Source organism: Trinickia terrae (assembly GCF_005144415.1).
In the GTDB taxonomy this organism is placed as follows: Bacteria; Pseudomonadota; Gammaproteobacteria; order Burkholderiales; family Burkholderiaceae; genus Trinickia_A; species Trinickia_A terrae.
Genome location: NZ_SWJE01000008.1, coordinates 443,960 through 456,790, shown reverse-complemented (window position 1 = coordinate 456,790; position 12,831 = coordinate 443,960). Strand labels below are relative to the sequence as shown.

Below are 12,831 nucleotides of genomic sequence, written 5' to 3'. Positions count from 1 at the left end.
TGACGGCGATTTCGCAAATCGCGCCGTGTCACCAGCCGCGATTGTCCCCCACAGCGCAACGCTTGAACCACTCATGGCCGTAAAACTCGCTATCTTCGATTTCGACGGAACGCTCGCCGACACCTATCCCGTGTTCATCGACTCGATCAACGCCTTGGCGGCCAGGCACGGTTTCCGCCGGGTCGAAAAAGGAGAGGAGCAGAAGCTGCGCCAGCTGAGCGCCGTCGATATCCTTCGCGAGCTGCAGCTTCCGCTGTGGCGCGTCCCTGCCGTGATCTCCGACTTCCGGGCGGTGATGCGCGAGCGCATCGACGAAGTGAAGCCGTTTCCGGACATCGTCGACACCTTGCGGACGATGGCCGAGGCGCGCATCGCACTCGCTGTCGCCACGTCGAACACGATCGACAACGTGCGCACGGTGGTCGGCGCCTCGCTGCTCGAGCACTTCATCGCGCTCGAATGCGGCTCGACGCTGTTCGGCAAGGAATATCGCCTGCGCCGGATCCTTCAGGCGACCCACATCCCGCCGTCGGACACCCTCTACATCGGCGACGAAATCCGCGACGCACAAGCCGCGCAACAGGCCGGCATGTCGTTCGGCGCCGTGGCGTGGGGCTATACGCACATCGATGCGCTGCTGCGTCACGATCCGGCCGAGGTCTTTCATGCGCCGGCCGATCTGCTCCGACTTGGCTCCGCCCGCAACGCTTAACTTGGAAGAATGAACACGTTCATGCCAAGCGCTAAGGTCTGAAAAGTGCAATAAGACCGACCTGTTCGTATATATCGATCAGGATAACGAAAATTAAAAAAATGACCCGCACGCCATTATCTGCATTGCGTATACGACTCGTCATCGAATACATTTCTTCACACCCTTGCACCCCACGCAACGCGTCATAAGAAACCCGGCAGCAGCCCGCCCGCTTAATCGCGCACATCAGCACGTCCGGAGATCGCTCATGAGACGACCTGTTCCGCCTTCCTCTTTCCGCTTTATCGCAACCGTTGGCGCAGTCAGCCTGCTGGTCTGTGGCTCGGGGTCGGCATGGGCGGGCGATACCTGCGCGGGCCCGGCCGGAGCCGCCTCCGCCAACGGCGCCAATGCCCTCGCGTGCGGCAGCGGCGCCACGGCCAATGCCACCAACGCCACGGCCGTCGGCTCGTCGGCCTCCGCAGCGGACAACGCGGTGGCGGTCGGCTACAACACGCAGGCAGCCAGCACCGCCACGGCCACCGGTACCAACGCAAACGCCAGCGGGATAGGGAGTGTGGCGGTCGGATATGGCGCCACCAGTTCCGGCGCCGGCGCCACCGTCATCGGCGGCAACGCGCAGGCCAGCGGCAGCGGCGCCATCGCCCTCGGCATCCGCGCCAATGCAAGTCAGGACAACAGCGCCGCGCTCGGCAGCGATTCCACGGCCAGCGGCGAGGCGGCCTTGGCCGTCGGCGCCACGGCTCAGGCCACGGGCAACCAAAGCGTCGCCATGGGAACCGGGGCCGCCGCCAGCGCCAGCGCCGCCGTGGCTCTGGGCAACGGCACGGTGGCGAGCGGCGCCGACAGCGTTGCGCTCGGCACGGCCAGTCAGGCGAGCGCGCCGAGTGCGCTGGCGCTGGGCACGAACAGCGTCGCCGCAACGGCCAACTCGGTTGCGGCCGGCGTGGGCGCCAACACGGGCGGCGTGGGCGCCGTCGCACTCGGCTTCCAGTCTGCGGCCAGCGGTTCGGGGGCCGTTGCGATGGGCGCCGACACCGCCGCGGGCGGGCTCAATTCCATCGCGATCGGTACGAACGCGCAGATCAATACGGGCGCCACCGGCGCGATCGCCATCGGCAGCAATGCGGTCGCCTCCAGCGCCTCGTCCGTCAGCGTGGGCTACAACGCGTCCGCCACCGGCTCGCGATCCATGGCTTTAGGCACCAACGCAAGCGCCAGCGGCGCCAGCGCCATCGCGATCGGCACACAAGCGGTCGCGCAAGGCGCCAATGCCATGGCGATGGGCACGCAATCGCAGGCGATCGGCGTCAACGCCATGGCTCACGGCACGAACGCCATTGCATCGGCCAACGGCAGCACGGCATTTGGCGTGGGCGCGCAGGCGACGGCCAGCCCGGCCACGGCGCTCGGCAACAATGCGTCGGCCAACGCGGCAAACAGCGTGGCGATCGGCGCCAACAGCACCACTACGCGTACCAACACGGTGTCGGTCGGCTCCGTCGGCAATGAACGGCAGATCGTCAACGTGGCCGATGGAACGGCCCCCACCGACGCCATCAACGTGAACCAGCTCAACTACGTGACGGCCAACATCATCAACCAAGCAGGCGCAACGGTGGAGTCGGAGGCCAATAGCTACACCGACCAATTGCGCAGCGACATGAACAGCCGATTTGCCCAGCAGGATGTGCGGATCTCGCGTGTAGGCGCCATGAACACGGCGCTCACGCAGGCAGCCGGGGTCGGCGGCGCGCTGAGCGGCGCGAACCACCTGAGCGTAGGGACCGGCGCCATGGGCGGGCAGACGGCGCTGGCGCTGAACTATCAGCATGTGTTCGGCGGCGGCCGCTCGGCAGTAAGCGTGGGCGGCGCCATCGCGGGCAGTGAGCGGACATTTGGCGCCGGCGCCGGCATCGGTTGGTAACGGCGGAGCCTCCGTGCGATTGACCGCTCACCCACTCCGAACAGCCCGCACAACAGATTTGATCCGATTGAGCCTGCTGGCCTGCATGGCCAGCAGCACGCTCGGATTCCCCAGCTCGGCCTATGCAGGCGATACCTGTGTCGGCCCCGCCGGCATGAATGCCAATGGCACCGGGAGCCTGGCCTGCGGCGCCAATGCCACGACCAACAACGCCAACTCTGTCGCGCTGGGCGCTGGGGCGAATACCAATCTGCAAGGGGGCGTCGCCGTCGGCACCGTCACGAACTCAGGCACTAGGAGCAATTTCCAATCGGTGACGCTGGGCGTCAACGCCACTGCTCCGACGCTCCTAAGCAACGCCGTCGGCTTTCAGGCTCAGGGATCGACGGGACAGGGCGGGTTGGCCGTGGGCGCGAACAGCCAGTCGCCGGGCCGGGATGCCGCCACGTTCGGCGTCGGCACGGTCGGGCTGGATCATTACAGTTTTGCGTTCGGGGCCAACGCACAGAGCACGGCCGAAGCCGCCGTCGCGGTGGGCGCATCGGCAAACGTAGGCGGCGTGAACAGCGGGGCCCTCGGCACGTTTGCCACGGCCTCCGCGCAGTCCGCATTGGCGGTGGGTACCAACAGCCTGGCGAGCGCGCTCAACAGCACGACGCTCGGCACCGGCAGTCAAGCCACCGCGGCACAGGCTACCGCGCTGGGCACCGAAGCGGCGGCGAGCCAGACCAGCACGGTAGCGATGGGCGTGGCGGCCGCGGCGAACGGCACGAGCGCCATGGCGATCGGCTTCCAGGCGGCGGCGCAGGCGGCCAATGCCCTCGCGCTCGGGGCCGATGCAGCAGCCGCCGCCATCAACGCCACGGCGCTCGGCACCAGCGCCCTGGTCAGTGCCGGCGCGGACAACGCCGTGGCCATCGGCACCGCCGCACGCGTGAGCGGCGCATTCGGAATGGCGATGGGCACGCGGGCGGTGGCATCGGGCTCAGGAGCCGTCGCACTAGGGTCACTGGCACAGGCTTCGGGCGAAAACGCCATGGCGATCGGCACCAGCAGCAACGCCAACGCCCTCAACGGCATCTCACTCGGGGCGAATGCCATCGCCTCGGGCGAAAACGCCATGGCTCACGGCACCGGCTCGTATGCCGCCGCGGAGGGCAGCTCCGCGCTGGGCGTGGGCGCGCAGGCACTCGGGGTCGACTCCACGGCACTCGGCAACAACGCCAGCGCAGAAGCGGACAACAGCATCTCGCTCGGCGCGAACAGCACCAATACGCGCGCGAACACCGTGTCGATAGGCAGCCCAAGCGCGGAACGTCAGATCGTCAACGTGGCCGACGGCGTATCGGGCACCGACGCAGTCAATGTCAGCCAGCTCGACACCTTCGCCACGCAGGCCGCGCAAATCCTCAACGCCAACCTCAACGACAAGGCACTGCTGAACGAAGCCAACGCCTACACCGACCAGCTGCGCGCCGACATGAACCAGCGCTTTGCCGAGCAGGATGTGCGCATCGCCCGCATGGCGGCGATGAGCACAGCGCTCACACAAGCGGCGTCGATCGGCGGCGCGTTGACCCAGGCGAACCGGCTGGCGGCCGGGATGGGTGCGATGGGCGGGCAACTCGCGCTGGCGCTGAACTTTCAACGCGTCCTGTGGAGCTCGCGCGCCGTGCTCAACATCGGCGCCGCCATCTCGGGCGGCGAAAAAACGATCGGCGCCGGCCTGGGCTACCGCTGGTAGAAGCGACTTCGCCCAAGCCATTCACGTGTCTCGCGCCGAAAAACGATGGGATGTGGCACGCCTCCCCCGCCCACGTCATCGGCAGGCGGGCCTCCAGCGCGCTCAACGTCTGGCCTTCCTGCTCGAAGAGCGCATCGAGCAGGCGCGTCGGATCGGCCAGCGCCTTGAATACGTCGTCGTCCATGCGAGCGTGACAGGTGACCATATGGTCATATTTCAAGGACTTCGTTGCGCCGTTTTGATTGCGGCGCCGCGCATTAATTAAGTGCTTGGTGTTTCCGTTTCATCCCGTGCGGAGATATGATTTAGCGCTGCTGGCCCCGATCATCCCCACAAGGTTGGATCGACGATGGCTCCTATTCCGCGTACTCGCGGGTTTCCGCGCTGGTGCGCCGCGACGTGCGGCTGCGCCCTGCTCTCCGGCTGCATGGTCGGCCCGGACTATCGAGCGCCGCCAGCGCCGCAAACCGATCGCTACACCGCCGCGCCGCTGCCCGAACAAACGGCGTCCGCACCGGGCGCCGCGGGCGCGCCGCAACGCTTCGCTCCGGGCGAAGACATCCCCGCCGAGTGGTGGACGCTCTTTCACTGCGAACCGCTCGATGCGCTGATGCGCCAGGCGCTCGCCAACAGCCCGAACATCACCGCGGCGCAAGCCGCCTTGCGCGAGGCGCACGAGAACTACCGCGCGCAATTCGGCGGCTCGCTGCTGCCGAGCGTCGATGCGCAACTCGGCGCGCAGCGCGAGAAGCTCAATGGCGTCACGTTCGGCCAGCCAGGCGTCGTCGACGAACTCACGCTCTACAACACGTCGGTGAACGTGTCATACAAGCTCGACGTGTTCGGCGGCGCGCGCCGCCAGCTCGAAGGGCTCACCGCGCAGATCGATTACCAGCGCTTCCAGCTGCAGGCCGCCTATCTGGCGCTGACGGCGAACCTCGTCACGGCGGCCGTCAAGGAGGCGTCGCTGCGTGCGCAGATCGACGCCACCAAGCGCATCGCGACGGACGAAGAGCAGCAACTGCAAGTCCTGAACCAGCAGTTCGAGCTGGGGGGCGTCGCCCGCACCGCCGTGCTGGCACAGCAAACCCTGGTCGCGCAAACGCGCGCGACGCTCCCGCCGCTGCTGCAATCGCTCGATCAAGTGCGGGACCAGCTCGCCGTGCTCGCCGGCATGCTGCCGAGCGATCCCGGTCTGCCCGAATTCCGGCTCGAGATGTTCTCGCTGCCGCAGACGCTGCCCGTGAGCCTGCCGTCGTCGCTCGTCAAGCAGCGGCCCGACATCCTCGCCTCCGAGGCTCTGCTGCATCAGGCCAGCGCGCAGGTCGGCGTGGCCACCGCCGCGATGTATCCGCAGATCACGCTGTCCGCGAGCTACGGCACCGAGGCGTTGACGCCCGCCGGCTTGTTCCAGTCCGCGAATACGGTCTGGAACATCGGCGCCAATCTCTTGCAGCCCATCTTCCGGGGCGGACAGCTGCGCGCGCAGAAGCGCGCCGCCGTGGCGGCCTACGAGCAAGCGGGCGCGCAGTATCGCGAGACGGTGCTGCTCGCGTTCCAGAACGTCGCGGATTCGCTGCGCGCGCTCGATCACGACGCGACCGGCCTGAAGGCACAGACCGACGCCTGGCGCGCCGCCAGCGATTCGCTCACGCTCACGCGCGGCCAGTACCGCGTGGGCGGCGTGAGCTATCTGGCGCTGCTCGACGCGCAGCGCCAATACCAGCAGACCGTGGTGAGCCTCGCGCAGGCGCAGGCGTCGCGCTATGCCGATACCGCCGCGCTGTTCCAGGCGCTCGGCGGCGGCTGGTGGAATGCGCCGGCGCCGGCAACCGAACCGACGTCCCACTGATTTCGGCTTGGCAACCGACCGAAACGAACACACGCAGGAATACACAGCCGCACGCACCGTTACAACGAGCAGGGACCTCGCCCCACCCGAGCAAGGACATGACGATGAACGAGAAGCGACCGATGGCCAAGCGCATGACGATCATGCTGATCTGCGTCGGCTTGCTGCTGGCCGCACTGGTCGGCTTCAACCTGTTCCGAGCGCACATGTTCGCGAAGTTCATGGCGGCCAATTCGGCGCCGCCCGCCACCGTCACCGCGATCACGGCGGGCTATCAATCGTGGCAACCGCAGCTCACGGCGGTGGGCAGCCTGCGCGCGGTGCGCGGCGTCGACGTGACGACGGAAGTCGCGGGCCTCGTGCGCGAAATCGCCTTCAATTCGGGCCAGGACGTCAAGGCCGGACAAATCCTCGTCAGGCTCAACGACGACACCGACGTCGCGCTGCTCCAATCGCTCAAGGCGCAGGCGGACCTCGCGCAGACCGTCTATCAGCGCGACAAGGCGCAATACGAGATCAAGGCGATCGCCAAGGCGCAGCTCGATTCGGACGAAGCCGACCTGCGCAGCAAGCACGCGCAGGTCGCGCAACAGGCCGCGCTCGTCGACAAGAAAACGATCCGCGCGCCGTTCGCGGGACGGCTCGGCATCACGACGGTCAACCCGGGGCAGTACCTCAACCCCGGCGATGCGATCGTGACGCTGCAAGCCGTCGATCCGATCTACGCCGATTTCTTCCTGCCGCAGCAGCAGCTCGGACAGCTCTCCGTCGGTCAGACCGTGCTCGTCGACACCAGCGCCTATAGCGGCCGCATGTTCACCGGCAAGATCCTCTCGATCAACCCGAAGGTGGACACCAACACGCGCAACGTACAGATCGAAGCGGCCGTCGACAATCACGAGCGCAAGCTGCTGCCGGGCATGTATGCGAACGTGAAGATCGATGCGGGCGCGGTCGAGCGCTATCTGACGCTGCCGCAGACGGCCATCACCTACAACCCGTACGGCGCGACGGTGTTCGTCGTCAAGCCCGGCACGCAGCCGAACGCGCAGGGCAAGGTCCTGCCCATCGCGCAGCAGGTGTTCGTGACGCCGGGGCCGACGCGCGGCGATCAGGTCGCGATCATGAAAGGCGTGACCGAAGGCACGCAGGTCGTGACGAGCGGCCAGTTGAAGCTCAAGAACGGCACGCCGCTCATCATCGACAACCGCGTGCAGCCGGCCGATAGTCCCAACCCCACGCCTCAAGAGCAATAAGGGGCGCGCGCGATGAACTTCACCGACATCTTCATCCGCCGCCCCGTGCTCGCCGCCGTCGTGAGCCTTCTGATCCTCGTGCTCGGCCTGCGTTCGCTCGCCTCGCTGAAGGTCAGCGAATATCCGCAGACCGAGAACGCGGTGGTGACGATCACCACCGCCTACTACGGCGCGAGCGCCGATACGGTCGCCGGCTTCATCACGCAGCCGCTCGAGGCCGCGATCGCGCAGGCGCAGGGGATCGACTACCTGTCGTCGTCGAGCATCACGGGGGCGTCGGTCATCACGGCCACGCTGCGCCTGAATTACGACGCCAACCGCGCGCTCACCGAGATCAACACGCAGATCGCCTCCGTGCGCAACCAGCTGCCGCCGCAGGCGCAGCAGCCGGTGCTGACCATCGAGATCGGGCAGACCACCGATGCGATGTACATGGGCTTCTACAGCGGCGTGCTGCCGAGCAACAACGTCACCGACTATCTGCTGCGCGTCGTGAAGCCGAAGCTCGATTCGATCGAGGGCGTGCAGACCGCCGAAGTGCTCGGCGGCCGCCAGTTCGCGCTGCGCGCCTGGCTCGATTCGACGCGCATGGCCGCGCACGGCGTGACGGCCCAGGATGTCTACACCGCGCTCGGCAACAACAACTATCTCGCGACGCTCGGCACGACCAAGGGGCAGATGGTCAGCGTCGACCTGAACGCGGGCACGGACCTGCATACCGTCGACGACTTCAAGCAGCTCGTCGTCAAGCAGAAGAACGGCGCGATCGTGCGCCTGGAGGATGTCGCGAACGTCGTGCTCGGCGCCGACAATTACGACTTCAACGTCGCGTTCAGCGGCAAGCGCTCGGTGTTCATCGGCATCAAGGTTGCGCCGGATGCGAACATCCTCGACGTCGCCAAGCGCGTGCGGGCCGCGTTTCCGGCGCTGCAGCAGCAGTTTCCGACCGGCATGACCGGCGAAATCGTCTACGACGCCACCGACTTCGTGAACACCGCGATCAGCGAGGTCGTGAAGACGCTCGTCGAGGCGCTGCTGATCGTGACCGCCGTGATCTATCTGTTTCTCGGCACGCTGCGCGCAGTCATCATCCCGGTGATCGCGATGCCGCTCTCGCTGATCGGCACCTTCTTCGTGATGCTGATGCTCGGCTACTCGATCAACCTGCTGACGCTGCTCGCGCTGGTGCTGGCGATCGGGCTCGTCGTCGACGACGCGATCATCGTCGTCGAGAACGTCGACCGGCACATGAAGCGCGAAGGCAAACCGCCTATGGAGGCCGCGCTGATCGCCGCGCGCGAGCTCGGCGGGCCGATTCTCGCGATGACCGTGGTGCTCGTCGCGGTGTACGTGCCGATCGGCTTTCAGGGCGGGCTCACCGGCGCGCTCTTCACCGAGTTCGCGTTTTCGCTGGCGGGGGCGGTGGCGGTGTCGGGCGTGATCGCGCTGACGCTCTCGCCGATGATGTGCTCGCGCTTCTTCCGCGCCGAGCAGGAAGGCGGACGCTTCGTGCAATTCATCGACCGCCAGTTCGACCGCGTCCATCGCGGCTATGGCCGCCTGCTGCACGGGATGCTCGATACGTGGTCCGTCTTCACGATCATGGGCGCGCTGCTGCTCGCGGGCACCGTCTATCTGTTCATGACGAGCAAATCGGAGCTCGCGCCGCAGGAGGACCGGGGCATCGTGCTATCGCAGATCCAGGGGCCGCCGAACGCGACGATCCAGCAGATGCAGACCTACTCGGACCAGGTGTTCGAGATCTCGAAGGCGCTGCCCGAATACTCGCAGATGTTCCAGCTGACCGGCTCGCCCACCATCAACCAGGGCATCGGCGGCGTGCTCTTCAAGACCTGGGACAAGCGCAAGAAAGGCGCGACCGAATTGCAGGAGGAGCTGCAGCAGAAATGGAATCAGATCGCCGGCGCGCGCATCGCGGCATTCCAGTTTCCGCCGCTGCCGGGCGCGCGCGGGCTGCCGGTGCAGTTCGTCATCAGCACGACCGAGCCGTTCGAGAATCTCAACGACATCTCCGCGCAAGTGCTGCAAAAGGCGCGCGAAAGCGGGATGTTCTTCTTTGTCGACAGCGATCTCAAGATCGACAAGCCGGAGGCCAGGCTCGTCGTCGACCGCGACAAGGTCGCCTCGCTCGGACTCTCGCAAAGCGACATCGGGCAGACGCTCGGCGCGGGGCTCGGCGGCAACTACGTCAATTACTTCTCGATTTCCGGGCGCTCGTACAAGGTGATTCCGCAGGTGGTACAGGTCGATCGCCTCAATCCCTCGCAAGTGCTCGACTACTACCTGCACACGCCCGACGGCAGCGTGATTCCCGCTTCGACCATCACGCACATCGAGCACAAGGTCGTGCCGGAATCGATCAACCACTTCCAGCAGCTCAACTCCGCGACGATCTCGGGCGTGAGCGTGCCGGGCATATCGCAAAGCGAAGTGCTCGATTTCCTGAGCAAGGCGACGAAGCAGGTGGCGCCCACCGGGTATTCGGTCGACTACTCGGGGCTCTCGCGGCAGTTCGTGCAGGAATCGGGCGGCTTCGTCATCACGCTGCTGTTCGCGACGATCATCGTGTTTCTCGCGCTCGCCGCGCAGTTCGAGAGCTTCCGCGACCCGGTCGTGATCCTGATCTCGGTGCCGATGGCGCTGTTCGGCGCGCTCATCTTCATCAACATCGGCTTGAGCACCTTGAACATCTACACGCAGGTCGGGCTCGTCACGCTGATGGGGCTCGTCAGCAAGCACGGCATCCTGATCGTGCAGTTCGCCAATGAATTGCAGCGCGCGGGGCGATCGAAGCGCGAGGCGCTGGAGGAAGCCGCGGGCGTGCGGCTGCGGCCGATCCTGATGACGACGGCGTCGATGGTGCTGGGCGTGGTGCCGCTCGTGATCGCGTCGGGCGCGGGGGCGGCGGGCCGCAATGCGATGGGGCTCGTGATCTTTACGGGGTTGTCGATCGGGACGCTGTTCACGTTGTTCGTCGTGCCGGCGATGTACATGTTCATCGGGGCGGATCACCAGCGGGGCGCTCATATCGAAGACGCCCGCGCCTAGCCCCTTTTCGTCACCCCTTCCTCGGCGGCCCGACGAACGACGCGCCCACCGGCAAGCCCCGCACGAACCCCGCCGGCACAGTCACCGGATCCCGCCATCGCGGTCAGCAGGATCGCCGCATCGCCAACCGTGCGCGTGATCGGTCCGGGCGTGTCCTGCGTGTGCGAGATCGGGATGATGTCGTCGCGGCTGATCCTGCCGACGGTCGGCTTCAAGCCGTTGCGGTCCATTGCGGTCGCGCGAGACTACCGCATCAAAAATCGGCGATATCGAGCGCGGACTCCACGCACCGCATTACCCCACAATTCCTTAGACGTTTTGTGCAACGCGCTTCAGCCTTCTGCTCAGATGAGCAGCCGCGAAATCTTGGTCCCTTCGAGCGACACCCCCACCATCAGCCCGGCGTTGGTCAGCACGAAGGCTTCGACGGGCGCGGTCGCCGTCGACGTGTCCACGTTCCCGTTCGCGCCAACCTTGACGAGCGCGACGGTCGCATCCGCTCCGGCCGCCCACCCTTGGCTCTGCAGGAAGCGGTCGAGCGCTTCCTGCGTCATGAAGGCAAAGATGATCGCCTTCGATTGCGCGCCGATCTGAAGGCCGAACGAGCCGCCGAGCGTGCTGTAGTAGCCCGTCGTCTGCCCGTTCACGCGCAGCGCGCCCTGGCCATACTGCGCGCCGAACCAGAACCCCGCCGCGATCACGGACGGAAACACCAGCACCCCGCGCGCCTTCTCGAGCAGTTCGCGCGAGCCGCTCACGGCGTTGTAAAGGCGAGCGAGCGTGGCGTCGACACCGGCGTTGATCTCATTGCGCTTTTGCGTGTTCTCGGCGTCGGTGTTTCCCGAGCCGAGAGGCGTCGTCGTGCAGCCGGCAAGCGAAAGTCCGCCCGCCGCGACAACCGCGCCGGTGCTCAAGATGAATTGACGTCGATGCATGGCCGTTTCCTCCAAGGAAAGATTTTATGCCCACAAAAGATTGCCCTTAGGCGCGTGAGACCAGCACGGCAAGGGTGAGTTCAGCGCCTCGCCAACCCGCAAGCGTGTTCGTAACACGGCTTACGCTTCTTTACAAACTCAGGCGACGGCGGCGCCCGATTTCCAAGGTATCGGGCGCATATTGATCAGGCTTGCGAAACATCTAGCCAAGGCAAACGACTCCGAATGCGGTACCGGTTCCACGAAATGTGCGGGCAACGCATATCCCCTACGAAACGTAGTGATATTTCCACCGTCGCTCGCCAACAACAGCAGTCGGCCCATCGCCACAAACCGCCACAACTCGGCATTTTCCAGCACGTGGCATGCTATGCTCGTGCCATCTCACCGGCTGTGCGTCCAACGTCCTCCGTTCCGATGAGGACAGCCCCGCAGCAACTCAATCACTATGGACTACCGGCACCTTCAGAACCGCAAGAGCATGCACGGGCGCATCGTGCAGGAACTCGGCATCCAGATCGTCAGCGGCAAGCTCGCACCCGGCGAGCGGCTGCCGCCCGAGCCCAGCCTGTGCGAGATGTACGGCGTGAGCCGTCCGGTGCTGCGCGAAGCCACCCGCGTGCTGGTGGCCAAGGGCCTGGTGGTGTCGAAGCCGCGCGTGGGCAGCGTCGTGCGCCGGCGCGAGGACTGGCACATGCTCGATCCCGATGTGCTCTTCTGGACGCTCAACAGCATTCCCGAAGGCGAGTTCTTCCGCTCGCTGCTGACGGTGCGCCGCATCATCGAGCCGGCGGCGACCGCGCTCGCCGCCACCGAATCGACCGACGAAGATCTCACGCGCATCGCCGCCGCCTACGAGCGCATGGAGCGCGCCGAAACGGCGGCCGCGCTGCTCGAGCCCGATCTCGAGTTTCATCGCGCGATCATGGCCGCCACTCACAATGACATGCTTGCGTTCATCGGCAACATGATGTCGCTTGCACTGTCGGAATCGATCAAGCTGACGAGCCGCCATCCGGATACGCATGCGCTGTCACTGCCGCGTCACAAGGCGATTCTCGTCGCGATCCAGAACCGCGATCCGCTCGCCGCTCGCCATGCGAGCCTCGTGCAGCTCGAGAACGCCCGCGTGGATGCCGATTCGATTCTCGAAGTCGGCAGCCGCAACGTCCTTTGACGAACGCGGGCGCGGCATTGCCCGCCTGTTGCAAGACCAGCGGATGTAGTTTTCGCTTAATTTTCTGCCCAGCAATTTTCTTATTCAGGCGCCTATATAGTTTTACTATTTAGGACAAAGGCGCCGCCAGCCGATGACCACGGGCCCCACTCGTGC

9 protein-coding genes and 1 pseudogene are annotated in these 12,831 nt (G+C 65.9%); 8 read left to right on the top strand and 2 right to left on the bottom strand.

The window, feature by feature from the left end; genetic code table 11:
* Positions 1-73: 73 nt before the first annotated feature.
* From FAZ69_RS17145 to FAZ69_RS17115, 7 genes are all read left to right on the top strand, one after another.
* Positions 74-712, top strand: coding sequence for an HAD hydrolase-like protein (locus tag FAZ69_RS17145; RefSeq protein WP_136896245.1), 639 nt, complete (start codon positions 74-76; stop codon positions 710-712).
* 250 nt (positions 713-962) lie between these two features.
* Positions 963-2,642: a YadA family autotransporter adhesin gene (locus tag FAZ69_RS17140; protein ID WP_136896244.1), complete on the top strand. Its 1,680-nt coding sequence runs from the start codon at positions 963-965 to the stop codon at positions 2,640-2,642.
* A 67-nt stretch (positions 2,643-2,709) separates the two neighbouring features.
* Positions 2,710-4,386, top strand: a complete 1,677-nt coding sequence (locus FAZ69_RS17135) for a YadA family autotransporter adhesin (RefSeq protein ID WP_136896243.1) — start codon at positions 2,710-2,712, stop codon at positions 4,384-4,386.
* 25 nt (positions 4,387-4,411) lie between these two features.
* Complete coding sequence (locus tag FAZ69_RS33305; RefSeq protein ID WP_169708675.1) at positions 4,412-4,651, top strand: hypothetical protein; 240 nt, start codon at positions 4,412-4,414, stop codon at positions 4,649-4,651.
* Between the two features lie 84 nt (positions 4,652-4,735).
* A complete protein-coding gene (locus FAZ69_RS17125; RefSeq protein ID WP_136896242.1) occupies positions 4,736-6,238 on the top strand; it encodes an efflux transporter outer membrane subunit in 1,503 nt (500 codons plus the stop codon).
* 104 nt (positions 6,239-6,342) lie between these two features.
* Positions 6,343-7,494, top strand: coding sequence for an efflux RND transporter periplasmic adaptor subunit (locus tag FAZ69_RS17120; protein ID WP_136896241.1), 1,152 nt, complete (start codon positions 6,343-6,345; stop codon positions 7,492-7,494).
* Positions 7,495-7,506: 12 nt separating this feature from the next.
* Entirely contained in the window at positions 7,507-10,563 is a 3,057-nt protein-coding gene (locus FAZ69_RS17115) for an efflux RND transporter permease subunit (protein WP_136896240.1), read from the top strand.
* Positions 10,564-10,622: 59 nt separating this feature from the next.
* Here FAZ69_RS17115 and FAZ69_RS33970 read toward each other — a convergent pair.
* Positions 10,623-10,781, bottom strand: a pseudogene (locus tag FAZ69_RS33970) (amidase family protein); the annotation flags it as partial.
* Between the two features lie 126 nt (positions 10,782-10,907).
* Positions 10,908-11,498 carry a BPSL1445 family SYLF domain-containing lipoprotein gene (locus tag FAZ69_RS17105; RefSeq protein ID WP_136896238.1) on the bottom strand — a complete coding sequence of 197 codons (591 nt, stop codon included), beginning with the start codon at positions 11,496-11,498 and terminating at the stop codon, positions 10,908-10,910.
* Between the two features lie 448 nt (positions 11,499-11,946).
* Between FAZ69_RS17105 and FAZ69_RS17100 the strand changes: the two genes are divergently transcribed.
* Entirely contained in the window at positions 11,947-12,675 is a 729-nt protein-coding gene (locus FAZ69_RS17100) for a FadR/GntR family transcriptional regulator (RefSeq protein WP_136896237.1), read from the top strand.
* Positions 12,676-12,831 lie beyond the last annotated feature (156 nt).